Below are 16603 nucleotides of genomic sequence, written 5' to 3' on the forward strand. Positions count from 1 at the left end.
GCCGTCTTGAAAGATGGCTCAAGGGGACTACGTGTTCACCTTTGGCCCGTGGCGTCACGCAAAAATGATGGCAACGTGACGTAAGGCAGGTTGCGCACGCCGCCGGAGACTATCAAATCACCGCCATGAAATTCACGCTCCCGATCGCCGTCTGCCTCGGCACCGCCTTTTTGGCCGCAGCACCCGCCCATGCATCGTCGTCTGCCTGGTTCGAAACCGACGGCGGCCGGTTTCGGCTGGTGACGGCCGGCCAGCCCGACGCCTCAGGCAAGCTCCAGGGGGTGCTCGACATCGAGCTCAAGCCCGGCTGGAAGACCTATTGGCGCGACCCCGGCAATTCCGGCGTGCCGCCGCAGGTCGACATCTCGGCCAGCCGCAACGTCTCGGCCGCCGAAATCTCCTATCCCGCACCGCAGCGGCACGACGACGGCTATGCCAAATGGGCGGGCTACGACTTCCCCGTCCGCCTGCCGGTCAGCTTCACCGTACCCGCCCCCGGCGAGCCGACGGCGATTGCCGCCGACGTGTTCCTCGGCATCTGCGAGACCATCTGCGTTCCGGTGCAGGCGCGGCTGGAAGTCGACCCCGCCGCCGACCCAGGCAATGCCAGTGATGCCGCGCTGGTAGCGGCAGCGCTCGCCGCCCTCCCCTCTGCCGCCCAGCCGGACTTCGGCGCCACGCTGGCGCCAGCAGAGGGCGAGACGATCTCGATTGCGACGACCGCCCCCGGAGATCCCGAGGGCATCGATATTTTCGTCGCCGGCGTGGATGGGTATCAGTTCGGCACGCCCGAGCGGAACGAGGCAGCGGGCAAGCTCACCTTCTCGCTCAAGGTGCTCGAACGGCCCACGTCAAAGCCTGCCGGCAAGGGCATTCCCTACACCCTGATCAGCTCAGCCGGCGCGGTCGAAGGATATCTACCCTACCCCTGAGCCAATCCGCCACCCATTGGATAACCCACGCATCTGCGCTAGTGGATCGCAGCGGCCCACCCGATTTCAATCTCATTGCCACGAGGACCTCCATGACCATTTCCATTGGCGACAAGCTGCCCAGCGCCACCTTCAAGACGATGACCGCCGACGGCGCCAAGAACCTCACCACCGAAGAAGTCTTCGCCGGCAAGAAGGTCGTGCTGTTTGCGGTGCCAGGCGCCTTCACGCCCACCTGCAGCAACAATCACCTGCCCGGCTATGTCGAGAACCATGACGCCATCGTCGCGCGCGGCGTCGACACCATCGCGGTGGTCTCGGTCAACGACGTACACGTCATGGGCGCCTGGGCGCGCTTCAGCGGCGGTGAAGGCAAGGTCCTGTTCCTCGCCGACGGCAGCGGCGATTTCGCCCGCGCAACCGGCCTCGACCTCGACCTCTCGGCCGCCGGCATGGGCCTGCGCTCGAAGCGTTTCTCGATGGTTGTCGAGGACGGCAAGGTCGCCCAGCTCAACGTCGAAGGCGCAGCTGGTCAGGCGATCGATTCAGGCGCAGCCCGTATCCTCGAACAGCTTTGAGATAAACGCGGGGCACGCCGTCAGCTCTTGGCGGCGCGCAATCCTGCCGGCGCACTGCGTCCGGCCTTGAAGGGTGCCATGCCTTCGCGCGCCAGTTCGTCGGCGCGCTCGTTCTCTTCATGCCCGGCATGGCCCTTGACCCAATGCCAGGTCACCTGGTGACGCTTGTTGGCTTCATCCAGCGCCTGCCACAACTCGCCGTTCTTCACCGGCTTCTTGTCGGCCGTCTTCCAGCCGTTACGCTTCCAGCCGTGGATCCACTTGGAAATGCCGTCCATGACGTATTTGCTGTCGGTATGCAGGTCGACGGTGCACGGCTCCTTCAGCGCGTTCAGCGCCGAGATCGCCGCGAGCAGTTCCATGCGGTTGTTGGTCGTCTCGGCCTCTCCGCCGGAGAGTTCCTTGATCTTGCCGTTGTAGCGCAGGATGGCGCCCCAGCCGCCAGGGCCCGGATTGCCCGAACAGGCTCCGTCAGTGAAGATCTCGATTTGCTTTGTCATTTCAGGCCGTATTCCTGGGCGGACTTGATCGTCCTGTGGAAGCGCATGCGGCGTATGTACTCCGACGGGTCGCGCTTCATGACCAACCCGCCATCCGGTACCGTCAGCCAGTCATAGAGCCTGGTCAGCATGAAGCGCAGGGCCGAGCCGCGCGCCAGGATAGGCAGGGCCGCCTTCTCGGCTTCGCTCAGCGGCCGGACGCTCTGGTAGCCGTCCAGCAGTGCCGTGCCCTTGGTCAGGTTGAAGGAAAAGTCCTTCTCGAAGCACCAGGCGTTGAGGCAGGTGGCGAGGTCGTAGGCGTAGAGGTCGTTGCAGGCGAAATAGAAGTCGATCAGGCCCGACAGCCTGCTAGGTCATCGTCACTTGCCGCGATCGACGAACCGAAGCGCGTGCTGGGAGCGCTGCACGGCAACGCGGTGCGGTTCGCTTCAACATCGGACCCAGACATGATCGCTGGCGAAGGCCTCGAAACCATCCTTTCTGTCGGCACGGCCCTTCCAGCCGCTTCACTCGCCGCTTGCCTGACCGCAAACCATCTCGCAGCCTTCGAACCACCGGCCCATGTCCGCCGGCTCTTTGTTGCACTCGACAATGACGAGGCCGGTGCGCGCGCCCTTGGCCTCCTGCGCGAACGTCTCTCACCGCGCGGACTTCAGATCGCACCGCTCACCCCGCGCGCTAACGATTTCAACGACGATCTTCGCGCACACGGCCTGCCAGCCCTGCGCGATGCGCTTGCCCGCCAACTCGATCACGCCACCTTCGAGCGGCTGAGTGCCGCCTCAAGGGAGAAGCGGCCTACCTTCGCCTGACTTGCCACGCCGGCGCTAGACGCCAGACCCGGTCGCGATGGAGAGAAGCGGCGTGCCCGGCTCGGTCAACTGCGCCGCTCCCTGCGGGCCAGAAAAAGCGGGTCTCCCCATAATCGCGCTAAGCGCGATCACGGCAGCGCTGCGCTCGCCGCCCTACGGGTGGGCGATACCCCTCCCGCTTTTTCCTCGCGGCACAGTCAAGGCCTCGCTGCGCTTCGGCTGACCAAAGGCCGGCCCCTGCCGCTTAACCCATCGCTATTCCGGGCCTGGCGCCCACCACCAAACGAGGAAAGCACGATGCTACACGCCGCACCTCCCACAACCACCAGCAACATCGCCCCACTGCTCGACGAACTGGCGCTCTACGGTGTCAAGCCACTCTCCGACGAAGCAGACTTCAGGCCGCTGCCCGAACTCGAAACCGTCGAACATGCCGTCGCCGCCCTGGTCTCGACCATGACCGACATGTTCGCCGAGACGCGCCTCGAAGACGAAACCGAGGAAATGCTCTGGTCGCTCACCAACATCTTCCATCGCCGCCTCGGCTCAATCCAGAAGCGCCTTGACGACAACGAGGGCCGGCAGCGCGCAAGCCTCACCGAACAGGATGGTTCGGAAGTCAAATCCGTCGAGCTTGAACGGCTCACCACTGAAGGCCTCACCCTCACCGAAAGCCGCAACGCCTTCGAGGCCATACGCGATCTGGCCGCCGATCACTATCGCGTCGAAACCGGCTCCGCCTGGTTGCCGCGCACAGGCTCCAAGGTCAGCCACCGCACCCTGACGGCCGCAGTCATCGCAGGCCGCGACTTCATCTCGGCCAAGCGCCGACAGGAAGCCGAAACGCACTGCCCGTCCGGAACCCGCATCGCCTTCACCGGCGGCGACTATCAGGACCACAATCTGATCTGGGAAACGCTCGACAAGACGCTCGAAAAACACCCCGACATGATCCTGCTACATGGCGGCACCCCGCACGGCGCGGAACTGATCGCCTCGAAATGGGCCGAAGCCCGCGGCGTCCACCAGGTTCGCTTCCAGCCCAACTGGAAAAAGCACCGCAACGCAGCGCCCTTCAAGCGCAACGACGAACTGCTCGACCAGATGCCGATCGGGCTCATCGCCGCCCCCGGCACCGGCATCCACGAGAACATGATCGACAAAGCGCGCCGGCTCGGAATTCCGGTCAAGCGCATCGGCCAGGAGGTGGCGGCGTGAGCCGTCACCCCACCTCTCAATCACCTCACGAAAGGAGCATCACCATGACGACCAACCCTCTCCAGACGCTGGCAAAATCGCCTCGGAATGCCTATATTAGGCCATCAACGAGGATCTCCGACATGGCCCGCATCCCCGACATCATCGACACCAAGGCGCAGGTCGACACCATCTTCGACGCCTTCCTGGCGATCGGCGACGGATCGATCTTCACCCGCCACATCGAGGCCATGTCCGATGAAGCAAGCCGTTCCAGCCGCGCCATCATGCGCGGTTCGGGCAACGAACTCGCCCCCCTCGACGAGTTCCTGTCACTGACGCTCAATCGCAAGATCATCACGATCGATGATGTCGTCTCCTACGCCACTCGCTACAGCAACTCGCTCAAGCAAAGCGCCGCATGAGCGCCGACGACCCCTACTGCTATCCCGGGACGAGTGTTCTCAGGAACCGTCCCGGGATCACCGATCCTGTCGCCCATTCGACCGCCGAACGGGCCATCACCAACGATGCCATCATCGACCTCGCCAGAAATCCGGTCGAAGGCAAATACGACACCTCGCATTTCCTCGAGATCAATCGCCGCATCTTCAGCCAGTTCTATGAATGGGCCGGAAAGCCGCGAATCTATGATATGGATAAGCCCGAACCCGTCCTGCAGGGCGATTCGGTCAAATATGGCCACCACAAGACCATCACTACCGATCTCGATCGCGAAATGTCCGCTCTCTCCAAATTCGAATGGAACGATAAGGACAAGCTGACCTCAGCCTCGAAATTCGCCAGTCACATGGCCGCAATCTGGAAAGTCCACGCCTTCCGCGAAGGCAATACCCGTACTGTCGGCGCGCTCGTGCGCCAATTCTCGCAAGAACGCGGCTTCGAGCTCGACCACGATACGCTTTGGGAACGCGCCTCCGAAACCCGCGATGCGCTGGCCAAGGCGACCGTCGGCCAGCCCAAGGACCTGATCAAGACCATCCTCACCGCGCACCAGATCGGCAAGGACCGCAATCACCCCGATCTCGGCCGCATCACATCGCAGACAGCCCATGTGCTGCGCTTCATGGGAAAACCGGAAATCTCCTTCCCAAAGAAAGGCGACAAAGTCTCCGGCCAGGTCCTCGATGTCTCCTACTCGACCGTGCTTGTCAGCAACGGCCGTGCCGTCAACGCCGTCGCCGGCGCGAACTTCGAAAAGCGCCCCTTCCCCAACGATCGCGTCTCCACAACCATCGGCCAGGCGCTCGAACCACTCTCCAAATCAAAGGCCGTCGAGCGCGAAACCCCGATCAAAACACCCGACAAAACCGATAGCAGATCTGGCGCAAAAGCCGTTGCGGACCGCAGTGACGACAAACCGCAAGATTCGCCGAGCCATGCAGTGCTCACCCCGCCAAAATCGTCCGAACAGTACCGATCGCGATGAAGCCAACCCACTACAATTATGATCGCGACCGGTTTCAGCGGATATTGCTGGCGCTCAAATCCGCCGGGTCCGGATTCGGCCAGATCGCCCGCGAAATCGGTACGCCCTACCACATCGTCGTCATGAACGCCCGCGGCGACATCTACTCAAAGCGAATCGTCAACGCCATCGCCAGCCATCTGCCCCCGGCAGAAGCCGCCCTGCTCCCATCGCGGCCGACCAAATCCCAATCCAAATCTTAGCCGATCGTATAATTCTTAGTTGCCTCATAAACGCTTCGCACTTACCTTGCGCAGCGTGGATACGAGCCAAACAGACATTCTCCTTGCGTCGCGCCAGGAGACAGCCGACGCAAAACGCCCGCCAGTCCGCGCCGCATCGCGGGCTGGTGGGATGTTTCCGCTCCACCTCTTCATAGCCCTGCTGATGATCGCCGCCGGCGTCTGGATCGCCTATCGCGTCCACGATCAGTACGCCGTCATCCTGCCCTTCTTTGACCTGGCGAAGATCTTCCTCGTCGAGATGTCTGCCTTCGGCGCCGCCGTAGCCTTCCTCTATCTCGTTATCCGCACCGCGCTTCGCCAGCATCAGCGCCGTTTCAAACAGGAGAACCGCGAATGACCATGTTCAAAGCCGATGACCTCCTCTTTGGGATCCCGACAAACGTCTTTTACTTCGTCCTGTTCACCAGCTTCCTGCCCTTCATCCTCAACGAATCCGCCGCGATCGGCACCTGGCTCATCTTCTTCCTTGTCGGCTACGCAACCGTGCGACACCGCATGAACGTCGCTCCCGCCGAAATCCACCGCTTCGAAATTCTGCTCGGCCCCGACATGCTCGACCCGCGCGGCCTGCGTCACAAGCCCCGCATATGAGACCGCGTGCATGAAAGCGCGCATCGATCCCAACAATCTCGCCGGCGCTGTCGACTACATCCAGCGATGCGATCCCGCCATGAAGGGCAAACCCGTCGATGTCATTCAAGGCCTTACTGGCGGCAGCAAGTTTGTTGATCGCTGTCAGCGATAGCGCAGGCGAGCCCCTGCCGGACCTGACGATAGATCTCAACGGCGATCTTCTGAATCACGGGGGCGTTGTGGTGGTGTACACAATCCCGGTCCCTCCCGATGCATGGACCAAGACCGTGGGCGACAGTCCGGCCACCAATATCCGCCTCGATGGCCGGTATGCCGAAGTGCAACTGCGATACCCCAAAGGCGGCAGGTTTGCGTACCGGTTCCGACCTGTCGAAGGAACGCCAGATGCACATGCGCACGCCACACAGGTGTTGTCGGTCATCGGGACCGACATGGAAGACAGGGGCCCGCAGATGACGGCGGGCTTCGAAAATGCCTATTCGGACGGTGGCCAAATCATTCGCGTGCCTCCCCTGGCGGAACTCACCGGACAGGACGAGCCGACACGGACGATGGCACGCTGGGGCGAGACCGAGCGAAACGATGCTCCGCCGCCCGCAGATCAGCGCAGCGCGCGAGCACTGGTCGGGATCGTTCGACACGGGCCTGAACCGATTCCCCTTCGCTGCAATGGTGACCAGCTGGCGCAGGTCTGCACGATCCCCGGCGACCGATGGCCAGTCCTTGAAGCACGTTGGTGGCGCGCCATAGCTGAGCAGCGTCTGGAGCGATTGAGAGACCGCGCGCTGCGCCGTTGCTACGATAGCAGCTGGTCTGGAGGCGGCAGGTGTGAACCTGATCCGGAATCCGACGAGCCGGCCTATCTGTACCGGAAGTGAATGCCTGTTTCAGATGATATGGGCGAGCCGCGGGGGTGTGGCATCCTTCGGCGCTCCAAGAACATCCAGCAGAAGGAGCGTCCCCACTGATGCGGAGCGGGAAGGTCGGCCGGGATGGATCCCCTCATCCTAGTCTTCTTCTGACCGGAGCAATCCGCTATGCTCTTCTTCTGCGCGTGATCTGTCGCGGTAGAAAAGCAGTGCCACCGCAATTGCGCCGGCGACCTCAAGTTGGGCCACGGTCATACCGAGCCAGCTGGGTATGGAGAATTGCAGATTAAACAGGGCTTCTGAGAAAGAGAACAGGAACCCTATGACGAACGTAATGGCGAAGTGGGCCAGGCTACCCACAATGACCGCTTTGAGAATGGGAATCGCAGCAGCTCCTCTGAGGCAATAGGAGCATAGAATGCTAGCCAGGTTCGATGCCGATTGCGAGGCCCGCCGGAAATTCCATCTAACGCCGGAGATCGATCATGACGACCGAACCCTTACCGACCGAGGACGAGAAGCTCGGAATGGCATGGTGGAACGCACTCAGCGAAAAGGAACGCCGTCATTGGCTAGACATCGCCTGCAGCGCAAAAGCGTCCGATGCATGGGCAGCGTTCAAACGCTGCGATCGGTCAAACGATAGGTCCGACTTCCAATAATCGCAGGGAGGCTCGTCGATGAACTCAAATTCGACCTTCTTTCTGCTCCTGTGCCTGATCGCAATTTTCGGCGGCCGCATCCATGAGTCATGCGGCCATGAAGGCCAACCCCCGGCGGCGCCCAATTCCAACTAAAGCGCTTTTTCCCCAAACAGGGTTCTTAGCCATTTCATTTAATCCCCTCCCACGGAGTCATGCATCAGCATTTTGATCTGCCCACGACCTATCCCCGTCCCATTTTTCAAACGGATCGATGCCGTTTGCCTTCCAGTGATCGGTCGCGTCCCTCAGAAGCTCGTACGGTCCTTCCGTCCTAAATTCAAACGACATGTCGATGTCGGGATTTCTGACGGACTCCCAAAGGTGTCCAGTCAAAGCAGCGGTCGCAACGGCCGATGCTTTGGTGCGCGCCACGTCTCCATCATCACCAAATTTGCCGATGAAAAGTGCGACCGTGCTGATCAGGCTGTGAGTATCGTCGTAAGGCACGAACCGAAGGTAGTTAAGATCGACCTCCACTCGCGCTTGTCGATTTTCGGCGAATGTTTCCGGTCGAAAAATCCATTCATGCCCGCCTGCAGTGACTTGCATGGTGCCCATCTGGCAGGCGTAGTAATAGACCTGATAGCGCCGTCCAACCTCGGGCCCGTCGATGCCTCGGACATCGGTGTCATTCAGTTCCTCGATCGCCCACGGCTCCGCAATATGCTGATTAAGCATGGCACCGAACCATCTGAAATCCTCGAAGAGAATCTCGTGGGCGGCAGTGATGAAGGATTTGACCGCCCCTCCTTCGACCAGTGACTTCGGCCGCTGGTGCTGAGGTTTGTGCCGCTTTCCTTCCCCGATCAGCGCCTTGATCCCGCTGTAATCCTTATGGATCACACGTTCTTCAAGAGCATTCAGCCGTCCGTCGAACTGAAAACTGACCACGACCAGCATGAGAGCCGTCATCGCCAGCCAGATGGTTTGATCTGCGATGCCGAAGGTGTTCTTGACGGCATAGCCAATCAGTCCCGCGAGGATGATCGCGACCCATATCAGAATACGTTTCAGCATCCCCCTCCCCAAATACTTCCCGGCCACTACGATATCATCATCGCCCGCCACCCACCATCCAAACGGCAAAATGGCGCCAAAAAGAGTGTCGCGAGTGTGCGCACTGCTATGTTGAATGAAATCGACGGAGAACAGCTAGCGAAGCGGAGAACAGATGCGCCAGCAGCCTGGGCGGGGGGCTTGGGGTTAGACTGCTGGCGCACGCCCTCGTAAAAGAGCGATGCTCTTTTCGCTGTTTCATCTGGGATAAGTCAACCCGCAGGACGTCGACCTTGACGATCTCTTTTCCCAAGGTCGCACCGGCGGGCTTGGGGTCACAGCACACCCCAGGCGCGATACCGTCCCCTGCCCGTCATCTCGCGGACGACCGGTGTATCAACGAGGTTCAGCGCGCCGCGACGCGTCACATATGCACGAGCTCCCCAGCGATCCACATGCTGGCCGCTGAATCGAAAAAATGTCCGCGTTCAATGTAACCCTCTCCGATCGAGCTTCGTCGCACAGTTTCGTCGAGGCGGGCGAGCTGGTCCTCTGACCGCTCACAACGTTCAGGCGTTTTCCTTGATGTATGCCACGGCAATAGCCGTGTAGTCGCCGAATGTCATCTCGGCTCTTACAAGTCCTTGTTGCCCTAAGATCGCGGGCAAGGCTTCTTGGAATAAGGCGAACTCGTCGGCGATCTTCATTCCGCCCGGTACAGTGGTCGACCTCGATTGAGTGCGCAACCAAGTTGCCACTTCACGCACCGCGGTCGAAACGTCGCCATTGTGCGAGTGAATATCTTGGCCGGCGAGGTCCGAAACAAACCTCTGAAATCGATATTGCTCACGGTCAAGGATTAGGGTCTTTTTCTTCTTTTGATCGCCATCGCCAAAGCGTCTGGCACCAAGAAAAAGGCCGAGTTCGAGCGGCATATTGAAACGAGGCAGAGGAGGATTGCCGCTGGTTTCAGTTCGCGAAATATCATGGATGCCGTAGCGGCATTCCTCCACGATTTGCTGAATCTTCGAGAAGCGGTTCTCTCCCGCGTCGTCAGATTCGGTCGCGCACCGCGCACGGAATCCTGACCGAATCACAGTAAAAACTATCGCGTGGAATAGGGGTTCAAATTCGGCGTCGAAGGCACAATTGATGAACACATTGCGCGGATGCGCAGCCATCAAAGATTCTTACTACTCGATAAGCGGCCGTCGCTCCCCTTCACTTCCTTAATCGTGCCTCGTATCTCACTTTGCGTGAAATGCGTCGGCTTGGTGGCAGGCTTCAGGATCACAACCCCGTCACTGGTCCGTCCAACCGAATTGGCGCCCTTCGTAGTGACAAACTGGCCTGATGACGCCGAGCGCCGAGCGGTAGTTGCATGTTTCGCCATGGTCCAGATATGGCGCAAGCAGCGCGCGGGCGCAAGGTCTCGCGGTAACGTCTGACCCAAGAAGTGGGAAGCCTGTCCCGCTGCCAAGACGAAGCGGCTCGCAATAGCACGGTAGTGCCGGTCGCACGCCGGCGTGCCAGACGCTCTTTCCGAGCGCATAGGAGCTATCAGAGGATCCCCCACGCCCGGTAACGCCCCCTGCCCGTGATCTCGCGCAGGCCGAGTTCGGCGACGAGATTAAGCGCCCCACGCGTCGTCACCTTCAGGTCCTTTTCGATCATCGCGCTGGAGACGAGCGGCCGCGCAAGAACGAGGTCGACGAGTTGCGGCAGCTTCGAATGTCCCCGCCGGCCGCGCAGGCGGCGCCCCATCTGTTCCCGGGCGAGCATCAGCCGATCGTGTTCCTTCAGCCCGGCGACGGCCGCTTCAGTGACGCCCTCCAGAAACCCGATCAGTCGCGCCGTCCTGTCGCGGGCGCGCCGCCTTTCGCGCGGAATGGCGCGCAGCCCGGTGTTAAGACAGACGAGGTGAGCGCTCGTTTTTCGGGCCTGCCTGAGCATGGCGCCCACGAGCAAGTGTCCGAGCCAGGGCAGATGCTGCAGCGGTTCTTGTGTTTCCCACGCATCCCATAGCAGGGCGGCGCTGAGCACGGGCGGCTGGCCCGTGGTCCGGTTCAACACGGCCCGCCAGTCCGACAGCCGTTCCTCCTCGTCCCAGTCGGGATCGTAGACGAGCGGACTTTTTTCGCCCGTCGGTACCTGTTGCGGTCGCGACACCGGCGCGGCGGAGAGCCCGTCGAGCACATTCCGCGTGCGATCGAGCAGCGCATCGATGGCGGCAAATTCGGCGCCGAGGCCATCGTTCAGATCGTCGTTGGCCGGCTCATCCGCCTCTTCATCGCCTGCGCCCTCCGCTGCCGTCGCATGAATCTCCGGTGGCAGAGCGTCCGGGGTGCTAGCGCCACGCCCGCGCAATTGTCTTAGGCCGTTCGGGCTCAGCGCCCAGTCCGGCCTGTTGGCAACAATCAACCGCCGTGCCCGCAGCACCGCATGGGCACGGGTGAGCTCGTGAGTCGGCGTGCGGATGTCCATGTGGGTGTCGTGCAGGACCAGATCCTCGACATGGACAAGCTCGCCCTCGAGCCACAGCGCGGCGGCGGCGTCGAAGAAGTGAGCGCGCGCGACAGAACCTTCGCGCACCGGACTTCTGGCCAGCCGCTCATCGAGGCGCGCCAAAGAATCCTCTGCGGAGACGAGCGGTCCCGCGAGCTCGCGCCACGGGATTGCATCGGTACGGTCAAAGTCAAAAACAGTCATCGGGTGTCGTTCCGCCCTTCGTTCTGGCGCTGCCAATTGAAATCCTTAGGCAAAAATCGGCGCACCCGCTTGCGGCCCGTCTACAGCCTCTCTTGATGCAAAGTGGTGACGTCGTAAGCCATTGATATCGCTTTAGCCGATTCGACTTGCTGAAGCTATCTTGCACTTTGCTTCACTCACACCGGCTCTCCTGGGGGGCAACTTTCACTATCGATAATTGGCCCATATCGGGACTGTACAGCACCACGCCCTAGGGCTCTCTGGAGCCTGAAAAACGGTGCTTTTCAAGCTCACCGAGGCCGTAGGGCCGATGCAAAGGGTTGCTAAAGACGTTTACAACCGATCGGTTATCCGTATCTTCTGTATTTGGAAAACCGCCCTCAATACCTCTATCAGGCGCTCCGGATGGCCGCTGACACGCAAAATCGCGCTTCCCGTCGACCACAGGGCCGGCAAATCGGCTATGCGCGCGTCTCCACGGACGAGCAGACGACTGAAGCGCAGGAAATGGAGCTGCGCGCAGCAGGCTGTGACCGGATCGTCCAGGAGCACGGCTCCGGTGCCTCGCGCACCCGCCCTGCCCTTGCGAAGCTGCTCCGCGAGATCGACGCCGGCGACACCCTCATCGTGGTTCGCCTCGACCGCCTGGCGCGTTCGGTCAGTCATCTACTGGAGGTGATCGAGGATCTCGGCGAGAAAGGTGCACATTTCCGATCACTGCGCGATCCGATCGACACGTCGACGCCACAGGGCATGTTCTCTCTGCAGGTGCTCGGTGCCGTCGCCCAGCTCGAGCGGGCGCTGATTTCCGAGCGAACGAAGGCCGGTATCAAAGCCGCCAAGGCGAAAGGCCGGCTTCCCGGCAATCCCGGGATCCGTGAACGGCGACCCGAGACGCTCGCTAAGATGACGGCCGCGCAGAAGGCAGCCTATGGGTCCCGGATTCAGGTTTCGGCAAACCAATGGCTGCCGACGGTGCGCCGCATGCGGCCGGACCATACCTGGGACGACATTGCCCGCGTGCTCAAGCAGCGAGGGCTCAACTGGACTCCGGAGCGCTTGCGCCGGGCGGTCAAATGGCTCGTCGCCGAGCATCTCGCCGACCCTGGGCTGCTCAAGAAGTCCCCTCCCCGTCTGCCGGAAGACCGGCTGATGACGCTGGTGGCTGGCATCCATGCCTCGAACCCGGACCTCACACTCCGCGAGATCGCTGGCCAGCTTGAGCGCTTGCACGAACGAACCCCGCGGGGTGGCTCGAAATGGTCTCCCTCATCGGTCAAGAACCTGCTCGACAGGGCGCGACGCGCGGGCCTCACAGTGATTATCGAGAATAATGCGCCGACGCCAACTTAGCTACGACAAGCTACGCCCCGCTTTCGGCCAGAAACTCGCTAATAGCTGACCTCGCTCGGTCCGCACGAACGATACGGTCAGCTTCAATTCGCCCTGGATCTCTCTCTGCCTTCCCACGGTCGCCCGCACTTCCACGGCACCAAGTTCTGTCCTGACGCAAGCCGCGCGTCACCGGCGATCTCCGAGCAGCTGTCTGCAATCTTTATGCTGCGCACGATACCTTCCGCACTTTTCACCAGCGCAACGGCTTCGCCGTCCTCCACTGCGTTGCGGCCCTTCGGGTGCGCCGGCGCGTGCTCCAGGTCTTCGAGCTACGCAGATTGCAAACAACCGCTCTCAAGGAGTCGCCTAAATGAAAACGCTCGTAACCTACTGCCAGCACACCGGCCGCCGTATCCGCAAGTTCGTCAACCGTCTCATGGCCCGCCTGACCCAGAAGGGCAAACTGAAGCTGACCGTATCGTTCTCCATTCCCTTCTTCGCCAAGGTCGAAGCCAGCTATGAAGCCAGCATCGAAAAGGCAGAAGAACCGGCGGCGTAGCCGCCTTCGCCCCCGCCCTAACGGCGGGGGCTTCCCGCTTCACCGCCGCCACCGCCTGTCAGCCGACACGCGCACGCCATCCAGAGCGAGAGACAACCCGGTCCCTGATGGACCGGGCAAGAGGCAGAGAGAGGCTCCGCCTCACCCGCTCCTGACGGAGCTCTTCGATGAACATCGCCTCGCGCCTCTCGGCACTCGCCTTGGCCGGCCTCACCGCCGCCTGCACGGCGCCGGCCAGCCGGCCAGCCGACATAGACCGTATCGCGGTCTCTCCACCGCCTGGAGCACTTTGCTCCAAGCCCATCATCTCCAATGACGGTCGCGTCATTTGCGGTGAACGCAAATGACCATCATCCACCTCAACGGCAAGTCATTCGTTCCGCTCGCAGGAATCCGAAACGAATGTTTCGGGTATTACCAGGTGCTCGCGCGCTCGCTTCGCCTCTACGACGCCGACGGCGCCGTCATCGGCGCAATCAGCGAACACGGCGTCCTTTACCGCATGGTGCGGTTCGGAAACGGCCGATTCTACTTCTCGTACGATCCGATCCCCGAGATCGGTGAGTTCTCCAGCCCAGCCATGCAGCGCCTCGAATGTCTCGACGCGCTGCGCCGTGCCGTCACCACCGAACCCCCGCTCCGGAGAAACACGATATGACATCGCTCACCTTCAAGCACGCTGAGTTGCAATCGCTGCTCCAGGAGGCCGAGGCGCGTTGGCCGCACGGCATCCGCCGTCGTTACCACGTCTGCGACCCCGCCGGCTTCTGGCTGGTCGGCGACGAAGGCGTCTACCTATTGCACAACGGCGTCGTCGGCGATCAGAAAGCATCCGTCGTCTACGCCGCCGAATGCAATCCGAAAATCATGTGTTTCGACGCCTGGTGGAACGTCAAACACGCCACCTTCGGCGGCGATGACGGCGTCGATTTCATCGAAGCCGATTATATTCGCAACGCCGTTGCCGCCGGCTCGGACCTGATCATCAAAATGTCACCCGACAGTTTCGAGGTCATCTATACGCCGCGCGCAGACAAAGCCGGGCGGCAAACATGACCGACCGGGCCATGTACTGCCGTAAACCCGGCTGTGACCGTTCCTGGCCGCGCGATCCCGCCCTTGAGGTCGCATGCCCTGACTGTCGAGCAAAAATCGGCGCCCCCTGCAAGCGCCCGTCCGGACATCCGCTCTTCGCGCATGGCGTCCACGGCGCCCGCGACCTCGCCGCAGACGCCGCCGGCCAATATGGCGTCTGCCCAAGCGGGCGATGCGGTGCTGCCCGCAAAGCCGCCGAACCGGTGCAATGCGACCTGTTCGGCATCTAGTGGTCGAAATCTGACGCTTGGTGCCGGAGCCGTAGGCCCGCACATGCGGTACCCACTAGGTGCCATTAGCGCTCCACCTGCTGCCGTTGTCAGCGATCGATAGGTCGCGATGCAAGAGGCCGCAACCTGACACATCTGCCCGAGCAATGAAGGCCCGGCCAGCCATCCATCAGCGCACTGACAAGCCGCTGATTCACGTAAAGTCCCAGTTGAGACGAACAAAAGCCCTTCGCTGCTGCCCGGACATGGCCAGTTCGGCTGATTATCCATCAACTCGGCACGCAACTCATGGACCTGACAACTCTGCCGGTGAAGACAGGGAGGACAAAACGCCGCCTTGCAAACCCGGTTCCACGCAACCGATCACGATGGAGCAACTGGCGTCTTCCGGCATATCGTCGCCGCATCTGCGTCACGACCAGGAAGCATCAAGCCGCAGGCTCGATCATCAGCATGCCGGCAGGACCGCCGTACGTCGCCATCAGCCGGGCAGTGCAGACGCCTTGCCGTCTCCTTGGCGACGAAGACGGATTAATTCCCTAACGCCCTTATTCGATCGGCGTCTCGATCCGGATCAACCGAACCGGCCCCTACGGGGCGGAAAAATGGGGGTTTCCCCATAATCGCTACGCGATCACGGCTTCGCTGCGCTCGCCGCCCTACGGGTGAGAGATACCCCTCCCCCATTTTTCCTGCCGGTCCGGTCAAGGCCTCGCTGCGCTACGGCTGACCCCGCTCTCGCTTGCCGATTTTCATGGGCGTCATCGGGAATTACCCCGCTCGCCAAGGAGAACTGAAATGTCTGCAACCATCGCCCAGCTTACCGCCAACAAGAACGGCTTTGCCGGCACCCTCACCACCCTCGCCATCCGCGCACCGATCGCACTGGTCGAGAACAAGAAGAAGAGCGACGACAGCCGCGAACCCGACTTCCGCGTCATCGCGACCCGCAACGGCTTCGAACTCGGCGCAGGCTGGAACCGCGTCTCCCAGAACACCGGCAACGAGTACGTCTCCGTGACGCTGCGCGCCCCCGAGTTCGGCACGATCTACGCCAACATGGCTCCGGCGCCGGGCGACGAAGACGGCAAGTTCGTCCTCATCTGGAACCCCCGCGACGCCAACTGAGGCCTCGCAGGAGCCCCCGCCGCAGTGGCGGGGGCTCTCCCTTCACCCGAACCGCAGGAGACCGACATGAAACGCCTTCTCTCCGCAGCTTCAATCGCCCTCTCGATCAACATCTACATCACCCTGCCGTCCTTCACGCAGGAGCCGGCGCCTCAACAGGACATCGCTGCCATGGATCCCGGCCAGTGCGGTGCAGCCGGCCGCGGCTGCGCCTCCGACCTCGAAAAGGCCTGGATGGCCCACGGCAACGATATCGCCGATCTCTCTTCGGCCGACCTGGCCGTCTACGCCGCCACCTGCGCCGCCCGTCCTGACCTGCAGGACGCCTGCTACCACGATCCTTACCTGATCCTGGATTACGTCGGCGTCGCCTATCACTGACCTCCCAAGGCCAAACGGCCCACCTCGCCCGTGCTTCGGCACGGGCTCTTTTTTTGCTCGCCGTTCGCCTCTCTGGCCTCAACGATGGCCATCATCAATTTTTCCGCCGCCACCTCTCCAGCGCGCTGCGCGCGCCTGGAATATTCCAGCGTGTCCGGCTCCGCTTCCTGCGCAAGCGTCAGCAGGGCTTCGGCCTGCAGCATGGTCAATCGCAGTTTCACTTGAATCATTGCATCAACTCCTGTCCTCC

At 61.7% G+C, this 16603-nt stretch carries 23 protein-coding genes and 2 pseudogenes; 18 read left to right on the forward strand and 7 right to left on the reverse strand.

Annotated features, from left to right (window positions below; genetic code table 11):
• Positions 1 to 125: 125 nt before the first annotated feature.
• The gene (locus tag NDO48_RS30245) at positions 126 to 932 is read left to right on the forward strand and encodes a protein-disulfide reductase DsbD domain-containing protein (RefSeq protein WP_267322158.1); all 807 of its coding nucleotides are present in this window, start codon (positions 126 to 128) and stop codon (positions 930 to 932) included.
• 92 nt (positions 933 to 1024) lie between these two features.
• Positions 1025 to 1510, forward strand: coding sequence for a peroxiredoxin (locus tag NDO48_RS30250; protein WP_267322157.1), 486 nt, complete (start codon positions 1025 to 1027; stop codon positions 1508 to 1510).
• A 20-nt stretch (positions 1511 to 1530) separates the two neighbouring features.
• Here the strand turns inward: NDO48_RS30250 and rnhA are convergent, their stop codons facing one another.
• Positions 1531 to 2010 carry a ribonuclease HI gene (gene rnhA / locus NDO48_RS30255; protein ID WP_267322156.1) on the reverse strand — a complete coding sequence of 160 codons (480 nt, stop codon included), beginning with the start codon at positions 2008 to 2010 and terminating at the stop codon, positions 1531 to 1533.
• Positions 2007 to 2357, reverse strand: a pseudogene (locus tag NDO48_RS30260) (phosphotransferase); the annotation flags it as partial. The gene rnhA and the pseudogene NDO48_RS30260, both read right to left, overlap by 4 nt.
• A 99-nt stretch (positions 2358 to 2456) precedes the next feature.
• Between NDO48_RS30260 and NDO48_RS30265 the strand changes: the two are divergent.
• The 8 genes from NDO48_RS30265 to NDO48_RS30300 all read left to right on the forward strand — a co-directional run bounded on the left by NDO48_RS30265 (position 2457) and on the right by NDO48_RS30300 (position 7225).
• Positions 2457 to 2822, forward strand: coding sequence for a toprim domain-containing protein (locus NDO48_RS30265; RefSeq protein WP_267322155.1), 366 nt, complete (start codon positions 2457 to 2459; stop codon positions 2820 to 2822).
• Between the two features lie 297 nt (positions 2823 to 3119).
• A complete protein-coding gene (locus NDO48_RS30270) occupies positions 3120 to 4040 on the forward strand; it encodes a DUF2493 domain-containing protein (protein WP_267322154.1) in 921 nt (306 codons plus the stop codon).
• Positions 4041 to 4162: 122 nt separating this feature from the next.
• Entirely contained in the window at positions 4163 to 4444 is a 282-nt protein-coding gene (locus tag NDO48_RS30275) for a hypothetical protein (RefSeq protein ID WP_267322153.1), read from the forward strand.
• The gene (locus NDO48_RS30280) at positions 4441 to 5469 is read left to right on the forward strand and encodes a Fic/DOC family protein (protein ID WP_267322152.1); all 1029 of its coding nucleotides are present in this window, start codon (positions 4441 to 4443) and stop codon (positions 5467 to 5469) included. The genes NDO48_RS30275 and NDO48_RS30280 overlap by 4 nt, the downstream gene beginning before the upstream one ends.
• Positions 5466 to 5711, forward strand: a complete 246-nt coding sequence (locus NDO48_RS30285) for a hypothetical protein (RefSeq protein WP_267322151.1) — start codon at positions 5466 to 5468, stop codon at positions 5709 to 5711. The genes NDO48_RS30280 and NDO48_RS30285 overlap by 4 nt, the downstream gene beginning before the upstream one ends.
• Before the next feature lie 151 nt (positions 5712 to 5862).
• Positions 5863 to 6090, forward strand: a complete 228-nt coding sequence (locus tag NDO48_RS30290; protein WP_267322150.1) for a hypothetical protein — start codon at positions 5863 to 5865, stop codon at positions 6088 to 6090.
• Positions 6087 to 6344, forward strand: coding sequence for a hypothetical protein (locus NDO48_RS30295; protein WP_267322149.1), 258 nt, complete (start codon positions 6087 to 6089; stop codon positions 6342 to 6344). Before NDO48_RS30290 ends, NDO48_RS30295 begins: the two co-directional genes overlap by 4 nt.
• Before the next feature lie 98 nt (positions 6345 to 6442).
• On the forward strand, positions 6443 to 7225 hold the full coding sequence (locus NDO48_RS30300) for a hypothetical protein (protein ID WP_267322148.1): 783 nt from the start codon (positions 6443 to 6445) through the stop codon (positions 7223 to 7225).
• Between the two features lie 845 nt (positions 7226 to 8070).
• Here the strand turns inward: NDO48_RS30300 and NDO48_RS30305 are convergent.
• The 4 genes and pseudogenes from NDO48_RS30305 to NDO48_RS30320 all read right to left on the reverse strand — a co-directional run bounded on the left by NDO48_RS30305 (position 8071) and on the right by NDO48_RS30320 (position 11625).
• A complete protein-coding gene (locus NDO48_RS30305) occupies positions 8071 to 8937 on the reverse strand; it encodes a hypothetical protein (RefSeq protein ID WP_267322147.1) in 867 nt (288 codons plus the stop codon).
• A 314-nt stretch (positions 8938 to 9251) separates the two neighbouring features.
• Positions 9252 to 9344, reverse strand: a pseudogene (locus NDO48_RS30310) (helix-turn-helix domain-containing protein); the annotation flags it as partial.
• Between the two features lie 141 nt (positions 9345 to 9485).
• Complete coding sequence (locus NDO48_RS30315) at positions 9486 to 10097, reverse strand: hypothetical protein (RefSeq protein WP_267322145.1); 612 nt, start codon at positions 10095 to 10097, stop codon at positions 9486 to 9488.
• Between the two features lie 379 nt (positions 10098 to 10476).
• On the reverse strand, positions 10477 to 11625 hold the full coding sequence (locus NDO48_RS30320) for an RHE_PE00001 family protein (RefSeq protein ID WP_267322144.1): 1149 nt from the start codon (positions 11623 to 11625) through the stop codon (positions 10477 to 10479).
• 405 nt (positions 11626 to 12030) lie between these two features.
• On the opposite strand from NDO48_RS30320, the gene NDO48_RS30325 reads away from it, so the two are divergent.
• From NDO48_RS30325 to NDO48_RS30360, 8 genes are all read left to right on the forward strand, one after another.
• Entirely contained in the window at positions 12031 to 12978 is a 948-nt protein-coding gene (locus tag NDO48_RS30325; protein ID WP_267322143.1) for a recombinase family protein, read from the forward strand.
• Positions 12979 to 13330: 352 nt separating this feature from the next.
• Positions 13331 to 13519 carry a hypothetical protein gene (locus NDO48_RS30330; protein ID WP_267322142.1) on the forward strand — a complete coding sequence of 63 codons (189 nt, stop codon included), beginning with the start codon at positions 13331 to 13333 and terminating at the stop codon, positions 13517 to 13519.
• Positions 13520 to 13686: 167 nt separating this feature from the next.
• Positions 13687 to 13866, forward strand: coding sequence for a hypothetical protein (locus NDO48_RS30335; protein WP_267322141.1), 180 nt, complete (start codon positions 13687 to 13689; stop codon positions 13864 to 13866).
• The gene (locus NDO48_RS30340) at positions 13863 to 14177 is read left to right on the forward strand and encodes a hypothetical protein (RefSeq protein ID WP_267322140.1); all 315 of its coding nucleotides are present in this window, start codon (positions 13863 to 13865) and stop codon (positions 14175 to 14177) included. Before NDO48_RS30335 ends, NDO48_RS30340 begins: the two co-directional genes overlap by 4 nt.
• Positions 14174 to 14575 carry a DUF3085 domain-containing protein gene (locus NDO48_RS30345; protein WP_267322139.1) on the forward strand — a complete coding sequence of 134 codons (402 nt, stop codon included), beginning with the start codon at positions 14174 to 14176 and terminating at the stop codon, positions 14573 to 14575. The genes NDO48_RS30340 and NDO48_RS30345 overlap by 4 nt, the downstream gene beginning before the upstream one ends.
• Positions 14572 to 14844, forward strand: a complete 273-nt coding sequence (locus tag NDO48_RS30350) for a hypothetical protein (protein WP_267322138.1) — start codon at positions 14572 to 14574, stop codon at positions 14842 to 14844. The genes NDO48_RS30345 and NDO48_RS30350 overlap by 4 nt, the downstream gene beginning before the upstream one ends.
• 798 nt (positions 14845 to 15642) lie before the next feature.
• Positions 15643 to 15972, forward strand: a complete 330-nt coding sequence (locus NDO48_RS30355; RefSeq protein WP_267322137.1) for a DUF736 domain-containing protein — start codon at positions 15643 to 15645, stop codon at positions 15970 to 15972.
• A gap of 66 nt (positions 15973 to 16038) precedes the next feature.
• Positions 16039 to 16353 (forward strand): hypothetical protein, encoded by a 315-nt coding sequence (locus NDO48_RS30360; RefSeq protein WP_267322136.1) that lies wholly within the window; start codon positions 16039 to 16041, stop codon positions 16351 to 16353.
• On the opposite strand, the gene NDO48_RS30365 is transcribed toward NDO48_RS30360, so the two are convergent.
• Positions 16347 to 16583 (reverse strand): hypothetical protein, encoded by a 237-nt coding sequence (locus NDO48_RS30365; RefSeq protein ID WP_267322135.1) that lies wholly within the window; start codon positions 16581 to 16583, stop codon positions 16347 to 16349. The genes NDO48_RS30360 and NDO48_RS30365 overlap by 7 nt on opposite strands.
• Positions 16584 to 16603: the final 20 nt, after the last annotated feature.

Origin of the sequence: Aminobacter sp. MET-1 (genome assembly GCF_026521175.1) — a bacterium.
In the GTDB taxonomy this organism is placed as follows: Bacteria; Pseudomonadota; Alphaproteobacteria; order Rhizobiales; family Rhizobiaceae; genus Aminobacter.